Annotated in this window: 14 protein-coding genes and 1 pseudogene; 9 read left to right on the top strand and 6 right to left on the bottom strand. The window is 73.8% G+C overall.

What is annotated here, in order from left to right; all coding sequences use genetic code 11:
• The 5 genes and pseudogenes from V7050_RS09140 to V7050_RS09120 all read left to right on the top strand — a co-directional run.
• A pseudogene (locus V7050_RS09140) lies at window positions 1-377 on the top strand (glucose-1-phosphate adenylyltransferase); the annotation flags it as partial.
• 5 nt (window positions 378-382) lie between these two features.
• Window positions 383-1,831, top strand: coding sequence for a glycogen synthase GlgA (glgA, locus tag V7050_RS09135; protein WP_324366537.1), 1,449 nt, complete (start codon window positions 383-385; stop codon window positions 1,829-1,831).
• Entirely contained in the window at window positions 1,828-3,456 is a 1,629-nt protein-coding gene (locus V7050_RS09130) for an alpha-D-glucose phosphate-specific phosphoglucomutase (RefSeq protein ID WP_324366534.1), read from the top strand. The genes glgA and V7050_RS09130 overlap by 4 nt, the downstream gene beginning before the upstream one ends.
• Window positions 3,453-5,438, top strand: a complete 1,986-nt coding sequence (glgX, locus tag V7050_RS09125; protein WP_324366550.1) for a glycogen debranching protein GlgX — start codon at window positions 3,453-3,455, stop codon at window positions 5,436-5,438. Before V7050_RS09130 ends, glgX begins: the two co-directional genes overlap by 4 nt.
• 130 nt (window positions 5,439-5,568) lie before the next feature.
• Complete coding sequence (locus tag V7050_RS09120; RefSeq protein WP_324366532.1) at window positions 5,569-7,104, top strand: glucan biosynthesis protein; 1,536 nt, start codon at window positions 5,569-5,571, stop codon at window positions 7,102-7,104.
• Here the strand turns inward: V7050_RS09120 and mdoH are convergent.
• On the bottom strand, window positions 7,086-8,834 hold the full coding sequence (gene mdoH, locus V7050_RS09115) for a glucans biosynthesis glucosyltransferase MdoH (RefSeq protein WP_324375265.1): 1,749 nt from the start codon (window positions 8,832-8,834) through the stop codon (window positions 7,086-7,088). The genes V7050_RS09120 and mdoH overlap by 19 nt on opposite strands.
• A 118-nt stretch (window positions 8,835-8,952) precedes the next feature.
• A complete protein-coding gene (locus V7050_RS09110) occupies window positions 8,953-9,498 on the bottom strand; it encodes a cytochrome b (protein WP_324366527.1) in 546 nt (181 codons plus the stop codon).
• 113 nt (window positions 9,499-9,611) lie between these two features.
• On the opposite strand from V7050_RS09110, the gene V7050_RS09105 reads away from it, so the two are divergent.
• The 4 genes from V7050_RS09105 to V7050_RS09090 all read left to right on the top strand — a co-directional run bounded on the left by V7050_RS09105 (window position 9,612) and on the right by V7050_RS09090 (window position 13,653).
• Window positions 9,612-10,343 (top strand): CDP-alcohol phosphatidyltransferase family protein, encoded by a 732-nt coding sequence (locus V7050_RS09105; RefSeq protein ID WP_324366525.1) that lies wholly within the window; start codon window positions 9,612-9,614, stop codon window positions 10,341-10,343.
• Window positions 10,340-11,089, top strand: coding sequence for an FkbM family methyltransferase (locus tag V7050_RS09100; protein WP_324375263.1), 750 nt, complete (start codon window positions 10,340-10,342; stop codon window positions 11,087-11,089). Before V7050_RS09105 ends, V7050_RS09100 begins: the two co-directional genes overlap by 4 nt.
• On the top strand, window positions 11,082-12,758 hold the full coding sequence (locus tag V7050_RS09095; RefSeq protein WP_324369692.1) for a sulfatase: 1,677 nt from the start codon (window positions 11,082-11,084) through the stop codon (window positions 12,756-12,758). The genes V7050_RS09100 and V7050_RS09095 overlap by 8 nt, the downstream gene beginning before the upstream one ends.
• Before the next feature lie 64 nt (window positions 12,759-12,822).
• Entirely contained in the window at window positions 12,823-13,653 is an 831-nt protein-coding gene (locus tag V7050_RS09090; protein ID WP_324369694.1) for a RibD family protein, read from the top strand.
• On the opposite strand, the gene V7050_RS09085 is transcribed toward V7050_RS09090, so the two are convergent.
• The 4 genes from V7050_RS09085 to V7050_RS09070 all read right to left on the bottom strand — a co-directional run bounded on the left by V7050_RS09085 (window position 13,536) and on the right by V7050_RS09070 (window position 16,776).
• A complete protein-coding gene (locus V7050_RS09085) occupies window positions 13,536-14,345 on the bottom strand; it encodes a class I SAM-dependent methyltransferase (protein WP_324369696.1) in 810 nt (269 codons plus the stop codon). The genes V7050_RS09090 and V7050_RS09085 overlap by 118 nt on opposite strands.
• A complete protein-coding gene (locus V7050_RS09080) occupies window positions 14,342-15,316 on the bottom strand; it encodes a glycosyltransferase (RefSeq protein ID WP_324369697.1) in 975 nt (324 codons plus the stop codon). The genes V7050_RS09085 and V7050_RS09080 overlap by 4 nt, the downstream gene beginning before the upstream one ends.
• 77 nt (window positions 15,317-15,393) lie before the next feature.
• Window positions 15,394-15,789 carry a 6-pyruvoyl trahydropterin synthase family protein gene (locus V7050_RS09075; RefSeq protein ID WP_324369699.1) on the bottom strand — a complete coding sequence of 132 codons (396 nt, stop codon included), beginning with the start codon at window positions 15,787-15,789 and terminating at the stop codon, window positions 15,394-15,396.
• Between the two features lie 12 nt (window positions 15,790-15,801).
• Window positions 15,802-16,776, bottom strand: coding sequence for a zinc-dependent alcohol dehydrogenase (locus tag V7050_RS09070; protein WP_324410467.1), 975 nt, complete (start codon window positions 16,774-16,776; stop codon window positions 15,802-15,804).
• Between the last annotated feature and the right edge of the window lie 181 nt (window positions 16,777-16,957).

Genomic DNA, 16,957 nt, shown 5'->3' with positions numbered 1-16,957 from the left:
ACTGGCCGATCTGGACCTATGCCGAGATCAAGCCGCCGGCGAAATTCGTGCATGACGAGGACGGCCGCCGCGGCAGCGCCGTCAGCTCGCTCATCTCCGGCGACTGCATCATCTCGGGCTCCAGCATCCGGCGCAGCCTGCTCTTCACCGGGGTCCGCGCGCATTCCTATTCCCGGCTCGAGGAGGCGGTCATCCTGCCCGAATGCCGGATCTCGCGGAACGTGCAGCTCCGGAAGGTCGTGGTCGACCGCGGCGTGATCGTGCCCGAGGGCCTCGTGGTCGGCGAGGATCCGGAGCTCGACGCGCGGCGCTTCCGCCGCACCGAGGCCGGGGTCTGCCTCATCACGCAAGCGATGATCGACCGCCTGGCGGACTGACCCCGATGAAGGTCCTCTCCGTCACCTCCGAGATCTATCCGCTGATCAAGACCGGCGGGCTCGCCGATGTGGCGGGCGCCCTGCCCCCCGCGCTCGGCAGGCTCGGCATCGCGGTCCGCAGCCTGGTGCCGGGCTATCCATCGGTCACCGCCCGCGCCAAGGACGGCGAGGTCCTGCACAGTTTCCCCGCGCTGCTCGGGGCGCCGGCGCGGCTCATCGGCGCGAGGATCGCCGGGCTCGACCTCATCGTGCTCGACGCGCCCGAGCTCTTCGAGCGCAGCGGCGGCCCCTATGCCGACGGCTCCGGCCATGACCACCCCGACAACTGGCGCCGCTTCGCGGCCCTCGCGCGCGCCGGCGCCGAGATCGCCGCCGGGCTGCTGCCCGACTTCGTTCCCGACATCGTGCATGCCCACGACTGGCAGGCGGCGCTGACGCCCGCCTATCTGCGCTATTTCGGCATCGGCGTGCCGAGCATCGTCACCGTGCACAACCTCGCCTTCCAGGGCCAGTTCCCGGCGGCGATCTTCGGCGCGCTCGAGCTCCCCGGCGACGCCTATTCCTTCGACGGGGTGGAATATTATGGCGGCGTCGGCTTCCTCAAGGCCGGGCTGCAATGCGCCACCGCCATCACCACCGTCAGCCCGACCTATGCCGCCGAGATCCGCACGGCCTCCTTCGGCATGGGACTCGACGGGCTGATCCAGCATCGCGCCGCCGCGGTGCACGGCATCGTCAACGGCATCGACACCGAGGTCTGGGATCCCGCCACCGACAGCCTGCTCGCCGCGAACTACGGCGCCCGCAACCTCAAGGGGCGACAGGCCAACCGGCGCGCGGTCGAAGCCGCCTTCTCGCTCGACCGGGACGATGCGCCCATCTTCGTCATGGTCAGCCGGCTCACCTGGCAGAAGGGCGCGGACCTGCTGCTCGCGGTCGTGGACGAGCTCGTCGCCGCCGGCGGCAAGCTCGCCGTGCTCGGCACCGGCGAGTCCGCGCTGGAGAGCGCCTTCCTCGCGGCCTCCGCCCATCACCGCGGCCGCATCGGCGCCTCGATCGCCTATGACGAGCGGCTCGCGCATCTCGTCCAGGGCGGCGGCGACGCCATCCTCATCCCCTCGCGCTTCGAGCCCTGCGGCCTCACCCAGCTCTGCGGCCTGCGCTACGGCTGCGTGCCGGTGGTGGCGCGCACCGGCGGGCTCGCCGACACGGTCGTCGACGCCAATACCGCGGCGCTGAACGCGGGCGTCGCCACCGGGATCCAGTTTCCCCCCTCCACCGCGGAAGGCCTCCGCGACGGCCTGCGCCGCTGCCTCGCGCTCTTCGCCAGCCCGAAGCAATGGACGACGATGCAGCGGCAGGGCATGAAGGCCGACGTCTCCTGGGACCGGAGCGCCGCGCTCTACGCCGAGCTCTTCGCCTCCCTGACCTCCGACCGAGGACCGACCGCATGATCCGGACCGTTCCCACGACGCCCTTCGACGACCAGAAGCCGGGCACCTCCGGGCTGCGCAAGAAGGTGCCGCATTTCCAGCAGCCCAACTACGTCGAGAACTTCGTGCAGTCGATCTTCGACAGCCTCGAGAACTTCGCCGGCAAGACCCTGGTGATCGGCGGCGACGGGCGCTACTTCAACCGCGAGGTCATCCAGGTCGCGCTGAAGATGGCGGCCGCCAACGGCTTCGGCCGGGTGCTGGTGGGCCGCGGCGGCATCCTCTCGACCCCGGCGGCGAGCCACGTCATCCGCAAGTTCCGCGCCTTCGGCGGCATCATCCTCTCCGCCAGCCACAATCCCGGCGGGCCGACCGAGGATTTCGGCATCAAGTACAACATCGGCAACGGCGGCCCCGCGCCGGAGAAATACACCAACGCCATCTACGCCCGCAGCCGCGAGATCACCGAATACCGCATCCTCGAGGCCCCGGACGTCGACCTCGACGTCATCGGCACGACGATGCTCGGCCAGATGCAAGTCGAGGTGATCGACCCGGTCGCCGACTATGCCGCGCTGATGGAGACGCTCTTCGATTTCGACGCGATCCGCGCCGCCTTCGCCGGCGGCTTCCGCATGGCCTTCGACGCCATGTCCGCCGTGACCGGCCCCTATGCCACCGAGATCCTCGAGAACCGCCTCGGCGCCCCCAGGGGAACGGTTCGCAACGGCACGCCGCTCCCCGACTTCGGCGGCCACCACCCCGACCCCAACCTGGTCCATGCCCGGGACCTCCACGACACGATGATGGCCGCGGATGCGCCGGATTTCGGCGCCGCCTCCGACGGCGACGGCGACCGCAACCTCATCATCGGCCGCGGCATCTTCGTCACCCCCTCCGATTCGCTGGCGCTGCTCGCGGCCAACGCCCATCTCGCCCCGGGCTACGCCGCCGGGCTCAAGGGCATCGCCCGCTCCATGCCCACCAGCGCCGCGGCTGACCGGGTGGCCGAGGCGCTCGGCATCGGGATCTACGAGACGCCCACCGGCTGGAAATTCTTCGGCAACCTGCTCGACGCCGGGCTCGCCACCATCTGCGGCGAGGAAAGTGCCGGCACCGGCTCGGACCACGTGCGCGAGAAGGACGGGCTCTGGGCCGTGCTCCTCTGGCTCAACATCCTCGCCCTGCGCAAGCAGAGCGTCCGGGACATCGTCGAGGCCCATTGGGCCGAGCACGGCCGCAACTACTACGCCCGCCACGACTACGAGGCGATCGAGACCGCCGCCGCCAACGACCTCGTCGCCGCCCTGCGCGACCGCCTCCCCGATCTGCCGGGCCAGGAGGTCGCGGGCCTCACCATCGCGGCCGCCGACGATTTCGCCTATCTCGACCCGGTGGACGGCTCGAGCAGTGCGCACCAGGGCATCCGCGTGCTCTTCGAGGGCGGCAGCCGCGCCGTCTTCCGCCTCTCGGGCACCGGCACTTCCGGGGCGACGCTGCGCGTCTACCTCGAACGCTTCGAGCCGGACCCGGCCCGCCACGGCCTCGCGACCGCCGAGGCGCTCGCCGAGGTGATCGCCGCCGCCGAGGCGCTCGCGGGCATCCGCGCGCGCACGGGCCGCACGCAGCCGGACGTGATCACCTGAATCTCGCGACCACACCCGCCGCGCCGGCACTCGGCGCAACGCCGGTCGCCGGAGGCACGCGCTTCGCCGTCTGGTCCGGCGGGGCGACGAAGCTCTGGCTCTGCCTCTTCGACGCGCGCGGCGAGGCCGAGCTCGACCGCATTCCGCTCGAGCGCGGCCCGGACGGGGTCTTCGCGGCGACGGTGCCCGGGATCGGCGCGGGCGCGCGCTACGGGCTGCGCGCGGACGGTCCCTACGATCCCGACCGCGGCCTCTGGTTCGACCCCTCCAAGCTTCTGGTCGATCCCTATGCCGTCACCCTCGACCGTTCCTTCGCTTGGGACCCGGCGCTCGCCGCACCGCGCGGCAGCGGCATCGACAGCGCGCCCTTCGTGCCGAAGGCGATCGTCACCCCCCTGCCCGCGCCGAAGCCGCCCGCAGCGCCGCGCTTCCGGCCCGGCGGGCTGATCTACGAGCTTCAGACCCGCGCCTTCACGCGCCTGCACCCGGCGGTGCCCGAATCCATCCGCGGCACCGTCGCCGCGCTCGCGCATCCCGCCGTGCTCGACCATCTCACCCGGCTCGGGGTCGATGCGGTCGAACTCATGCCCGTCACCGCCTGGATCGACGAGCGCCACCTCGCGGCCCTCGGCCTCCGCAACGCCTGGGGCTACAATCCGGTCGTCTTCCTCGCCCCGGAGCCACGAATCTGCCCCGGCGGCATCGCCGAGCTCGCCGCGGCGGTCGCCGCATTGCACGGCGCCGGCATCGGCGTGATCCTCGACGTGGTCTTCAACCACACCGGCGAGGGCGAGCGCGCCGGCTCGGTGCTCTCGCTGCGCGGGCTCGATGCGCAGGCCTATTTCCGGCATCACGAGAGCGGCCATCTCGTCAATGACACCGGCACCGGCAACACGCTCGACTGCAGCCATCCCGCGACCCGGCGCCTCATCCTCGACGCCCTGCGCCATTTCGTCGGCCAGGCCGGCATCGACGGCTTCCGCTTCGACCTCGCGCCGATCCTCGGGCGCAACGGGCACGGCTTCGACCCGGACGCGGCCCTCCTGCGCGAGATCGCCGCCGACCCCTGGCTCGGCACGCGCCTCCTCATCGCCGAGCCCTGGGACATCGGCCCCGGCGGCTATGCGCTCGGGCGCTTCCCCGCGCCCTGGCTCGAATGGAACGACCGCTTCCGCGACCGGGTGCGCAGCTTCTGGCAGGGCGCGCCGAACGGTCCCGGCGAATTCGCCACCGCGCTCGCGGGCTCGGGCGACGTCTTTCCGCCGCCGCGGACCCGCACGGTCAATTTCGTCGCCGCCCATGACGGCTTCACCCTGGCCGATCTCGTCGCCTACGACGAGAAGCACAACGAGGCGAACGGCGAGGCCAACCGCGACGGCCACGGCACCAACCATTCCTGGAACCACGGCGTCGAGGGCCCCAGCGACGACCCGGCCGTGCGCGCCGCCCGGAGGCGCGACATGCGCGCCCTTCTCGCCACCCTCTTCGCCTCCCGCGGCACGATCATGCTGACCGCCGGCGACGAATTCGGTCGCTCGCAATCGGGCAACAACAACGCCTATGCCCAGGACAACGAAACCACCTGGCTCGACTGGGAGGGCCGCGACACCGAGCTCGAAGCCTTCACCGCGGAACTCGCCGCCTTCCGCCGCGCCCATCCCGCGCTGGCGGACCCCGTGCTGCTGACCGGCGAGCCGGAACCGAACGGCCTGCCCGACGTCGCCTGGCTCACCGCCGGCGGCAAGCGGAAGGCCACCGCCGACTGGGAGGGCCACCGCTGCGACGCCTTCGCCATGGTGCTGGCCCGCGGCGGCGACGGTCGCCTCGCCGTCCTCTTCAACCGCACCGCCCGCGAGATCGCCTTCCGCCTCCCCACGCGCCCCGGCCATGCCTGGCCGGACGCCCGCCGCGGCCGCATCGCCGTCGCCCCCCGCAGCGTCGCCTTCGCCGCGGAGATCCCCACCGGCAAGCCGCAGCCATGATCCGCGGCCCCAAACGGCCTGCCCCGTCGCCCCGGGGCGACCCACGGGCCTTCTCTGGCCGGCATCCCCTTGAGCGGCCCCGGCGAAGGGCCTAGGTGCCCGGACGAAACGGGTGGGTGAGAGGATCCCGATGCACCGACGCGCGCTGCTGCATTCCGCCCTCGCGGGACTCTTTGCGGAATCCCTGCCGCGCCTGGTTCCGCCCGCCGCGGCCGCCGGGGAGGCCCGGCCCTTCGATTTCGAGACGGTGATCGAGCGCGCCCGCGCCACCGCCGCCGCCCCCCATGTCGGCCGGCGCATGGACCTTGCCCCGCCCTTCGCCGGGCTCGGCTACGACGCCTATCGCGCCATCCGCTTCCACGACGCGGAACGGCTCTTCGCCGACGACCACGGCTTCCGGATGGACCTCCTGCCGCCCGGATTCAACTTCCGGGACCGGGTCGCGGTGAACCTAGTGGCCCACGGCACCGCCCGGCCGCTCGCCTTCTCCGCCGATCTCTTCGACTTCGACCCCGACCACTTCCCCGGGCACGAGGGGCAGCCGCCCTCGGAGACGACCCAGGACATGGGCTTCTCCGGGATCCGCATCCGCCACCCGATCAACCGCCCCGGCGTCTGGGACGAGGTGGCGGTCTTCCAGGGCGCGAGCTATTTCCGCGCCAACGCCCGCGACACGCTCTTCGGCCTTTCCGCCCGCGGGCTGGCCATCGGCACAGCCGGCCCCGGGGGCGAGGAGTTTCCCGTCTTCACCGAATTCTGGGTGCAGGAGCCGCAGCCGGGTGCAGGCACCCTCCGCCTCGCCGCCCTGCTCGACAGCGCCTCCCTGGCCGGCGCCTACGAGATCGCCATCACCCCGGGCGCCGAGACGGTCATGGATCTGCGCGCCGTGCTCTTCCCCCGCCGGGACATCGCCCAGGCCGGGATCGCGCCGCTCACCTCGATGTATTACTTCGGCCCCGAGAACCGCGCCGGCGTGGACGACTTCCGCGATGCGGTGCACGACAGCGGCGGCCTGCGCATCGTCACCGGATCCGGCGAGCGGATCTGGCGCCCGCTGCGCAACCCCGGCGCCGTCGAGGTCTCGGCCTTCGCCGATACCGGCCCCCGCGGCTTCGGCCTCATCCAGCGCGACCGCGATTTCGCGCATTTCCAGGACGCCGAGGCGCATTACGAGCGGCGCCCCAGCGCCTGGGTGGAGCCCATCGGCGACTGGGGCCCCGGCGCGGTGATGCTGTTCGAGCTGCCGGCCGACCGGGATTTCGCCGACAACATCGTGGCCTTCTGGCGGCCCGAAGCGCCGCTCAGGGCCGGCGCGCGCCAGGAGTTCTCCTACCGCCTGACCTGGACGCCCGTGCCGGCGGAGCCCCTCCCGCTGGCACGGGTGATCGCCACCCGCGGCGGCCGGTCGATCCACGATGCCGGCGAAAGGCTGCTCGTGGTCGACTTCGATCTCGGCGAGGTCGACCTCGCGAGCCTCGCGCCCCGGGCCACGGCGAGCGCCGGCGAGATCAGGGGGCTCAGCATCGCCCCCCTGCCGGGCGGCAACCTCGCCCGCGTCGGCTTCCATTTCGCCCCGGGCGCACGGCGCGAGATCGAGTTCCGCCTCGTTCTGGAGCGCGCGGGCGTGCCCGCCTCCGAGGTCTGGCTCTACCGCTGGAGCGCCTGAACCGCGCCGCCCACCGCCTCGGCACGGCGCGCAGCCGCCGGCGGCCGCGCATCGAGCCAGGCGACGAGCCAGGGCGCGATCAGGAGCGGCAGCACGATCGGCATCACCACGGCGACCTGCCAGAGCGAGCCTACGCCGGGCAGCACCGCGAGCAGCAGCGCGACGCCCGCTGCCGGCTCGAGCCAGGGCATGTCGTCGTTGCCGCCGCGCAGCCCGGACCGCGCCGCCGGCTTCCAGCCGCAATCGTTGCCACTCAGCACGGAGATGACCGAGACCGTCTGGCGCATCATCACGATCGGCGCGAGCAGGCCCGAGATCAGCGTCTCCCCGGCCGCCAGCCGGCAGGTCCTGCGCCACCCGCTGGGGTCCCGCCGCAGCCAATAGGCGACCCCGGCCAGCTTCTGGGCCAGAAGCAGCGCGATCGCCCCGAGCACCGGCACCGTCATCGTGCCCGTCGAGCCGCTCATCGTCGCCGCCACCACGAGCCCGAGCCAGAGCGGCGAGGCGAGATAGCCGAAGATGCCGCAGGCCAGATGCAGCCGGCTGATCGGATCGAGGCCCTGCGCGCGCGCCAGGATGCGGATATGCTGCAGATTGCCCTGGCACCAGCGCCGGTCGCGCTTGTGGAACTCGGCGAGCGTCTGCGGCCCCTCCTCCGAGCTGCCCGAGACGTCGGGATCGATCTCCACGCTCCAGCCGGCCCGGCGCAGCCAGGCGGCCTCGACGAAATCGTGGCTCAGCACGTCGCCGCCGAAGGGCGCGCTGCCCTCCAGCCGCGGCAGGCCCGCGGCGCCGGCGAAGGCGCGCACGCGCGCGAGCGCATTGTGCCCCCAGTAATTGCCCGCGCCCCCCGACCATCCGGCGATCCCGGCGGTGAAGGCCGGCCCGTAGAGCCCGGTCGCGGCCTGCTGCACCCGGCCGAAACGGGTTTCGGCACCGGTCAGCCGCACCCCGCACTGGATCAGCCCGAGGTCGGGGCGCCGCTCCATCTTTGCGATCAGACCGGCGATCCGACGCGCCGACATGCGGCTGTCGGCATCGAAGGTCAGCATGTACTGGTAGGCGCCTCCCCAGCGCCGCAGCCATTCGGCGATATTGCCCGGCTTGCGCCCGGAATTCTCGCTCCGGCGGCGATAATAGGTGGCGACGCCCGGGCGCAGGTCGCCGGCCAGCGCCTCGGCCAGGCGCTCCTCGCGGTCGATGATCAGCGGATTGTCGGAATCGGACAGCACGAAGATGTCGACTTTCCGCCGCAGCGCGCGCCCGCCGAGATCGGCGCGCAGCGCCCGGATCCGGTCTTCCAGCGCGTCGACATCCTCGTTGCGCGCCGGGATCAGGATGGCGGTGCGGCCCCGCGGAACCCAGTCGCGCCGCGGCGCCCGGTCGGGGCGCGGATCGCGGGCCGACCAGACCGATCCCAGCACGGCCGTCGCGGCGGCGAAAGCGGTCCAGGCGACGATCGGCAGGTAGAGCGCCATCAGCAGCGCATCGATCGCCTGATAGCCGTCGCGCGCGAGGCCCGCGGCCATCGTCAGGCCGAGTCCGATCACCGCGAGAATGGCGAGCCCGAAGGCGGCCGCCCGGCGCCCCGAGGGCGCGGCAGGGGCGGGCGGCTCGAAGCGGCGCGGCGTCGGCACGTCGTCCAGGCCGCGCACCGGCATGGCCAGCGGCGCCTCGAACGGCAGCAAGGATTGACCCACCAGCCGGTACGGCGGCGTCTGCATGTTCATCGCAAGTCCTCGTCCCCTCCGGGTATCCGGATCCCACCAACGCGCAAGCTAATCGTCTGTTGCAGCCGGCGAAACCTGATGCTGCACCCGCGAACACTACTCGGCGGGAAATGGCCTATCAAGCGGCAGAATTGCCCCGGGAAAAGGGCGGCCACATCCGCGAGAAGACCCCGTCCCGCCGGATGATGCCGTGATAGGCCGCGGCTGCAACATGAAGTAGAATGAGAAGTATCAGTACATACCTGGCGGTTGCGTGAATTGCCTTGGCGACTTCGGCGACGCCCTCGTTCTTCGGCAGCAGCGGCGGAATCCCGAGCGCGCGCAGCGATTCGATGGGAAACCCGCCCGTCGTCACGCGAACGTAGCCGCTGACCGCCATGATGATCAGGAAGGCGTAGAGCCCGGCATGCACCGCCCCGGCCGCCACGCGCTGCACCTTCGGTATCTCCCGCGGCAGCGGCGGCGGCGGCGAGACGAACCGCCAGGCGAGTCGCAGCAGCACCACCAGGAGCACGAACGGACCGAGGCCCTTGTGCAGGATGAAGAGCGCATCCTGGGTCGGCCGCGGGATCTCTTGTATCATGATCGTCCCGGCAGGTATCATGATCAGGACGAGAACGACCGTCAGCCAGTGGAACACCCGGGCGACGACACCATATCCCATAGACCCGTCCCCGCCTGCAAGGAAACCCACGCCCTGAGCACGTTAGCAGGATTTCGCGCTCCGGCCATCACGAAGGCTTTATCGCCCCTGCCCCCGCCGGCGGGCGCGGCGCGATGACCGGGCTCGTCCGCCACCGCAGCCCGGCCGGCCCCGGGCCCGGCGCGCTCGCCGCCACGGCGGCCGCGGGCGCGGGGCTCGCGGCGCTCCTCGCCGCCCTGCCCTTGGCGACCGCCCATGCCCCGGCGCTGGCCCTCGCGCTCTTCGCGCTGGTCGCGCTCGCGGTCCGCGACCGGCTGGCGGTGCATCATCCCCACGACCGCTTCGGAGCCGCCAATGCCGTGACGCTCCTGCGCGCCGCCGGCGTGGCGGCATTCGCCGCCCTCGCGCTCGAGCCGGGGATCCTCGCCGGTTCCGCCGCCTGGTGGGCCGCCGCCGGCGGCGCGCTGATCCTGGCGCTCGACGGCATCGACGGCGCGCTGGCGCGGCGCCAGCGCACGGCTTCGGCCTTCGGCGCCCGCTTCGACATGGAGGTGGACGCGCTCTTCGTCCTCGTCCTGGCCGCCCTCGCGCTCGGCCTCGGCAAGGCCGGCCCCTGGGTGCTCGGCCTCGGGCTGATGCGCTACGGCTTCGTCGCGGCGGGATACCTCGCGCCCGCCCTGCGCGCGCCGCTGCCGCCCTCCTTCCGCCGCAAGGCGGTCTGCGTCTTCCAGATCGCGGTACTGGCGATCCTGCTCGCGCCGCCCCTCGCCCCGCCGGTCTCCTCTAGCCTCGCCGCGCTCGCCTTCGCGGCGCTGGCCGCCTCCTTCGCGATCGACATCCGCCGGCTGCTCCGGCCGCCGGCATGATCCCCGACCTGCGCGCCGGCCTCGGCCTCGCCCGGTCGCTGGCGATCTATCGCGCGCGGCCCTGGATCGTGCCGCGCCTCGCCGCCTTCTACCGCGGCTTCCTGCGTCCCGGCGACCTCGCCTTCGACATCGGCGCCCATGCCGGCAACCGCAGCCGCGCGCTCGCCGCCGCCGGCGCCCGCGTCGTGGCGCTCGAACCCCAGCAGGCCTTCCACGCCCTGCTCGCCCGCAGCCTGCCCGCGGGCGTGACGCTCCTGAAGCTCGCCGCCGGCCCCGCCCCGGGACGGGCCGAGCTCGCCGTCTCGCGCCTGCACCCCACGGTGAGCTCGCTCGCCCCCGGCTTCGCCGCCCGCATGGCCCGCAGCCCCGGCTTCGCCCGCGTGCGCTGGGACGCAAGCGAAAGCGTCGAGGTCACCACGCTCGACGCGCTGATCGCCGCCCATGGCAGGCCCGAATTCGTCAAGATCGACGTGGAGGGCTTCGAGGCCGACGTGCTCGCCGGCCTCTCCCGCCCCGTTCCCATGATCGCCCTCGAGGCCCTGCCCGAGACCCCCGAGATCACCGGCGCCGCCATGGACCGGCTCGCGGCGCTGGGCGACTATCGCTACAATTTCGCCGCCGGCGAGCAGGCGCGCTTCGCCTGGCCCGACTGGCGCGACCCCGCCGCCGCCCGCAGGGCCCTCGCCGATCCCTCCCGCCCCCTCGGCGACCTCTACGCCCGGCTGGAGGCGCCGCGCGATGCCTGACGCCACCCGGCCGCGCTGGCCCAGCCTCCTCGCCGCGCTCCTCCTGATCCATCTCCTCCTGATCCTGCCGAGCCATCCCGGGGCGATGACCCCCGCCGCGCTCGTCCGCTTCCCGCTGGAGCTGCCGGCGCTGGCGATCCTTCTCGCCGCATCGCCCCGGCGCTGGCGCATTGCCAGCCGCGGCCTGGTCACGGGCTTCCTTCTCGCCATGACCCTGGTCAAGCTCCTCGACCTCGCCGCCGAAACCGCCTTCCTGCGGCCGTTCAACCCGGTGCTCGACCTCGCGCTCCTGCCCGCCGGCCTGCGCATGCTCGCCGGCGCCATCGGCCCGCTGGCCGCCTTCGCCGCTATCCTCGCCGCCCTCGCGACGCTGGCGCTGCTCGCCGCCGCGCTCTGGTGGGCGACGGGGCGGATCGCCGCCCTCGCCCTGCCCGCACCCTGGCTCGCGGCGCTGGTGCCGGCCATGGCAATCGTGGCCCTCGACCTCGGAGGGCCGTCCGCGCCGGCGGACCCGCCCGGAAGCGCGCCGACCGCGCGCCTCGCCTTCGAGCACGTCCGCGACATCGGCCGGGCGCGGCGCGACCTCGCTGCCTTCCGCATCGAGGCGGCGCAGGACCCTTACGCCACAGCGCTGCCCTCCGCGATCCTGCCCAGCCTCGACGGCACCGACGTCTTCGTCACCTTCATCGAATCCTACGGCCGCACGGCCCTGGAGAACCCGCTCTATTCTCCGAGCGTGACCGCCGCGCTCGCCACCGCGGAAGGCAGGATCGCCGCGGCCGGCCTCGCCGCGCGCTCGGGCTGGCTCACCTCGACGACGCGCGGCGGCCAGAGCTGGCTCGCGCATTCCACCCTGCTCACCGGGCTCCGGATCGCCAGCGACGGACGCTATCGCGCGCTGGTCGCCAGCCCCCGCCGCACCCTGCTCGGCCTCGCCCGCGAGGCCGGCTGGCACACCGCGGCCGTGGTGCCGGCGATCACGCTGACCTGGCGGGAATCCGGCTATTTCGGCTACGACACCATCCTCGCCGCCGCGGATCTCGGCTATCGCGGAAAGCCCTTCAACTGGGTCACCATGCCCGACCAGTTCACGCTCGCGGCCTTCGAGCGCCGGCTGCTCGACCCGCAGCCGCGCAACCCGGTCTTCGCCGAGATCGCGCTCATCTCCTCCCATGCGCCCTGGACGCCGATCCCGCCGGTCCTGCCCTGGGAGAGCCTGGGCGACGGCAAGGTCTTCGATCCCTTCGCCACCGCCGGCGACCCGCCCGAACTGGTCTGGCGCGACCCCGACCGGGTGCGCGAGCAGTTCCGCCGCGCGCTCGTCTACAGCCTCACCGTCATCGGCGAATTCGCCGCCCGCCGCGCCGCGACGCCGCCACTGATGATCGCGCTCGGCGATCACCAGCCGACCGGATTCGTCGCGCAGGGCCACGGCGGCGACGACGTGCCGGTGCATGTGATCGGCCCGCCCGACCTGGTCGCGCGCTTCGCCGACTGGGGCTGGACGCCGGGCCTCGTGCCGGCCCCGGCGACGCCGGCCATGCCGATGGAGGACTTCCGCGACCGCCTGCTCGCCACCTTCGGGCCGCAGGCGGCGACGCAGGCCGCGGCGGCCGGCCCGGAAATCCGCACGCGGGCGGAACCTTTACCCGCGCCCGCACAATACTAAACTCAGATGCGTGGGGATCTCCCGGCGGGGGAAGAAGCGAGGGTTCGGGATGCGGCCGGCAGCGATGACGGAGACGGTCTGGGCGGCGCTGCGCGCCCTGCGGGCGGGTGAGCACGCCATCCTGCCCGATCCCGCCTGGACCGATGCGGCCCGGGCCGCCTTCGACCTCTACGCCCCGCTCGCCCGTGGTGCGCCCGACGCGGCCCCCTTCCTCTTCGCCCAGGTCGGCCAGTCGCTCGACGGCCGCGTCGCCACCGTGACCGGCGATGCGGCGGATGTCTCGGGCCGCGAGGGCCTCTGCCACCTGCACCGCTGCCGCGCGCTGGCCGATGCGGTGGTGATCGGCGTGCGCACGGCGCTGACCGACAATCCCCGCCTGACCGTGCGGCTCTGCGACGGCACGAGCCCGGCGCGGGTGGTCATCGACCCGCGCGGCCGCCTGCCCGCCGATGCCCGGGTGCTCGCCGAGGACGGCGCCCGGCGGCTGGTGGTCCAGGCCTGCGACCTCGCCCGGCCCGCCGGCGTCGAGGTCGTCCGCCTGCCCGATGCCGCCGGCTGGATCCGCCCCGAGGCGATCGGCCTCGCGCTGGCGCGGCGCGGCCTTGCCCGCATCCTCGTGGAGGGCGGCGGCGTCACCATTGCCGGCTTCCTCGAGGCCGGTCTGCTCGACCGCCTGCATGTCAGCATCGCGCCCTTGATCATCGGCGCCGGCCCCACCGGGCTCAGGACGGCGCCGATCGCCCGGCTCGCCGACGCGCTGCGCCCGGAGACCTTCGTCTACGGCCTCGACACCGACGTGGTCTTCGATTGCGCGCTCGCGCCGGGGGGCAATGCCAGCACGTCGAGATGGCCGACCCGGCAGGTCGATGCCGCGATCGCCGCGCGGCGCGCCTGAGCCCAGGCGGCGGCCGGCATTCCGGTCTCCGCCGCCGCGGCGGCGATCCCCGCGACCAGGTCCCGGTGCAGGTCCGCCTCGCCCGGCCCGAGCCGCCAGGGGCTCGCCGCCTCGCGCACCACGTATCCCCGCCGCTCCAGCGCCGCCGCCAGCGCCGCACCCGCCGCCGGGCCCAGCGCCGGCCCGAGCCCCTTGTCGCGCAGCTGGTGCCGGTTGAAGGCCTCCCGCACCGCCGCGTCCTCCGCCAGCCCGGGGGACCAGTCGAGCGCGCCGTCGTAGCTCAGCGCCGCATAGACCGCGAGGCCCTCGCGCGCCACGCGCGCCGCCAGCGCCTCGATCCAGTCGCCCGGCATCAGGTCGAGCAGCGCCGAGGCCGTGACCAGCCGCGCCCCTTCGAGGGGCAGCTCGGCGACGGCGCCGAGATCCATCGCCCAGGTCTCGATGTCCCCGCCGCAGCGCGCCGCCGCCATCCCGAGCAGCCGCGCGTCCTTGTCCACCAGCCGCCAGCGGACACGCCCCCCGACCCGCCCGGCAAAGGCCGCCAAAGTCGCCCCGAGACCGCAGCCCAGATCGACCGCCACCGGATCCTCGGCCGCGCCGAGAAATTCCGCCGCCGCCGCCAGCAGGCCGGAGTCGCGCGCCGCACGATCCGCCGGCGCGCGCAGCTCCAGCCAGGCGGGATCGAAGCTCACGCGGCCACGCCCGCCAGCACCGCCGCCACCCGCCGCGCCGTCTCCTCCCAGCCCGGCAGCCCCTGTCCGGCCTCCCAGGCCGCCTCTGCCGCCACACGCCGGCGCGCCGGATCGTCAATGAGCGGCGCGAGACCGGCGGCGAAGGCCACCGCATCACCGGGTGCGACCAGCGCCCCCGCCGCCTCCGGCACCAGATCGGCGATGGCCCCGGCGCGGCAGGCCACCACCGGCAAGCCTTGCGACAGCGCCTCCGCGAAGGCCATGCCGTAGCCCTCGTATTCCGAGGCGAGCGCGAAGACATCCGCCGCCGCCATCTCGGCGCGGGTGTCGGTGACGGCCCCCAGCACCGCGATCCGGTCCTCGAGCCCGAGCGCCGCGATCCGCCGCACCAGCGCCGCCGCGCATTCGCGGTCGAGATCCGCCGCGCCCACGATGCGCGCGCTCCAGGGCCGATCGCGCAGGAGTGCCAGCGCCTCGACCAGCACGTCGTGGCGCTTGCGCGGGATGAGCGAGCCGACGCTCAGCACCCGAGGCACCCCGCCCGCGCCGCTGCCGGTCGCGCGCGCCGCGCGATCCGTCCCCGGCGGCGCCACGGTGATCGCCGCGACCGGCACGCCGAACGCCTCCGCCAGCCGCCGCGCCGTCGCCGGGCTGGTGCAGATCACCGCCCGCATGTGGCCCAGCGCCGCGCGCTCCGAGCGCGCCAGACGCTCCGCCGAGCCTTCGTCGAGCCCGCGCTCGTCGGCCAGCGGATGATGCACCAGCGCCACCAGCCGCAGCCGCGCCGCCTCCGCCGCCAGTTCCTCCGCCAGCACCCCGCCGGCAAGCCCGTCGATCAGAACCAAAGCCCCGTCCGGCAGCCCCGCGAGCGCCGCCCCCGCCGCCGCCCGCGCCGCCGCATCCGGAAAGGGATAGCCCCCCGGCAGCGCCAGGTGCCGCACCGCGAGACCGCCGCGCCGCAATTCCGTCATCAGCCGCCGGTCGTAGCCATAACCCCCGGTCGGCGTCCCCAGTGCGCCGGGGATGGCGAAATGCAGACCGCCCGCGCTCAGATCGCCGCCTCGTACCAGGCGCGCGCCACATGGCTCTCGGCGAGGCTGACCCGCAGCCGCCGCACCCGCCCGCCATCCCCGAGCCCGCCCGCCCGCAGGGCGGCGGCGAGGCCCTCGAAGATGTGGCGGCAGAGGAATTCCGTCGTCGTGAACTTGCCTTCGAAACCCGGCACCGCGTCGAGGTCGGCGTAGCGCAGCGGTGCGAGCACCGCGCCCAGCGCCTCGGTCGCGCGCCCGATGTCCACCACCAGCCCGTGCGCGTCGATCTCCTCGGCGAAGAAGGCCGCATCGACCACGAAGGTCGCCCCGTGCCGCCCCTGCGCCGGCCCGAACACCGGCGCCGGCAGGCTGTGGGCGATCATCACATGGTCCCGCACCTCGACCGCGAACATGACCCTCTCCCCTCAGCGATAGGCGATGCGATGGCAGAGCGTGCCGGGGTCGTCAAGGATCGCCCCGTAGCGCGCCGGCAGGTCGCTGAAATCCGTCTCGCCCGAGATCAGCGCATCGAGCGCCGGATCGGCCAGCAGCCGCAACGCCGCCTCCAGCCGCCGCCGCCGCGGCCAGCGCGCCCGCCGGCTGGCGGGCACCATGCCCACCTGGCTCGACACCAGCCGCAGCCGCCGGCTGTGGAAGCCGCCGCCGAGGCCGAGTGTCCCCGCCCGGTCGCCGTACCAGCTCGCCTCCACCACCCGCGCCTCCTCGCCCGCCGCCGCCAGCGCCGTTTCCAGCCCCGCCGCGCTGGCGCTGGCATGGATCACCAGGTCGCAGCCCCCGGGCGCGTCTTCCGGCAGGGCGAAACCCACGCCCAGCGCCGCCGCCAGCGCCGCACGCCCCGGCAGCAGGTCGATGAGCGTCACCTCCGCCCCCGGCATCCGCCCGCAGAGCCAGGCCGCCAGCGCGCCGACCACCCCCGCCCCGATCACCGCGACCCGGTCGCCCGGCCCCGCGGCCCCGTCCCAGACCACGTTGAGCGCCGTCTCCATGTTGGCCGCCAGCACCGCGCGCCCCGCCGGCACGCCCTCGGGCAGCGGCAGCACCATGGCGCCAGGCACCGCCAGCCGGTCCTGATGCGGCGCCAGCACGAAGGCGTCGCGCCCGGCCTCCGCGCCTTCGAGGATCCGCCCGACCGCCGCATAGCCGTATTTCACCGGCCAGGGGAAATCGCCCGCCTGCAGCGGCGCGCGCATGCGCGTCCGCTCGCCCTCGGGCACGCCCCCGCGCAGCACCAGCGCCTCGGTGCCGCGGCTGATCCCGCTGAACCGGGTCGCCAGCAAGACGTCCCCGGGAGCGGCGCGCAGCGCTGCGCCCCGGATCTCGACCGCCCCCGGACCGACGATCCAGAGCGCAAGGGCCGATCCGGCATCGCGAGCTTCCATGCCGCGATCAGGCGCGGCGCACGTGCCGCTGTCAACGCCCCACCCGCCGGAGCCCAGGGTGATCGCATTTTAGAGCCCATTGTTCCCCGGACGACCGTTCCGCCAAGAGATGAGGGCGGCGCCCGGCCCGGGCGGGAGCGAAGCGCCCGCGTCGTGCCGGAGGCACGCCTTCGGCGTGACG

Origin of the sequence: Amaricoccus sp. (assembly GCF_036846665.1) — a bacterium.
Lineage (GTDB): Bacteria > Pseudomonadota > Alphaproteobacteria > Rhodobacterales > Rhodobacteraceae > Amaricoccus.
Note: the sequence above shows the minus strand (reverse complement) of the source record. Positions and strands in the feature narration are given on the sequence as shown.